At 58.8% G+C, this 250-nt stretch carries 1 protein-coding gene; it reads left to right on the top strand.

Annotation, left to right across the window (positions count from 1 at the left end):
• The coding region (locus tag AO268_RS06800; protein WP_141562783.1) for an immunoglobulin-like domain-containing protein at positions 1–250 on the top strand (250 nt) is incomplete at both ends.

Here is a 250-nt window from a genome sequence, read left to right as displayed (position 1 = left end):
GACCAATCGAGCGGCACTGTTTCGGTTGTGGCCCCGGATGACGTGTACAAAGGCGACCAGACTGTTACTACCGGCATCAAGGAAGTCACCGGTGGCGAGCACTTTGAAAACCTGGTTCCGGGTACCGATAAAGTCACCACCGTCGTGACGGATACCCCGAGCACCGATAACACCACCACCGTCACCCTGACCGCGCCAAGCGCCGTCAACGAAGGCGGCAAGATCACCTACACCGCCACCTTGAGCAACA

It is taken from the genome of Pseudomonas sp. ICMP 8385 (assembly GCF_002699915.1).
In the GTDB taxonomy this organism is placed as follows: Bacteria; Pseudomonadota; Gammaproteobacteria; order Pseudomonadales; family Pseudomonadaceae; genus Aquipseudomonas; species Aquipseudomonas gessardii.
Note: the sequence above shows the minus strand (reverse complement) of the source record. Positions and strands in the feature narration are given on the sequence as shown.